Source organism: Arthrobacter sp. SIMBA_036 (assembly GCF_046535135.1).
In the GTDB taxonomy this organism is placed as follows: Bacteria; Actinomycetota; Actinomycetes; order Actinomycetales; family Micrococcaceae; genus Arthrobacter.
In genome coordinates, this window is the sequence record NZ_JAWRXG010000116.1 from 1 (window position 1) to 279 (window position 279).

Sequence of the window (279 nt, forward strand, 5' to 3'; positions counted from 1 at the left end):
TGCCGCGACCGGCACCAACTGTACGGCGCAGACCATCGAGGCGACGCGACGGGCCGAAGCGCTCGGCGCCAGCGCGGCGCTGGTCACCGTCCCCTACTATTCGAAGCCGGGGCAGAAAGGCATTCTGCATCACTTTGGCGAACTGGCAGCGGTCACCAACCTGCCGCTGATCATCGTCAACGATCCTGCGCGGACGGCCTCGCCGCTTCTGCCATCGACGCTCGACGTGCTTTCTGCCGATGGCACGATCTTCGGCCTGCTCGACATCGAGGGCGATAT

General features: G+C 65.2%; 1 protein-coding gene. It reads left to right on the plus strand.

Annotated features, from left to right (window positions below; translation table 11 throughout):
* Positions 1–279 (plus strand): dihydrodipicolinate synthase family protein (locus tag SB659_RS19340; RefSeq protein WP_410551565.1); only part of this gene is annotated, 279 nt, incomplete at both ends.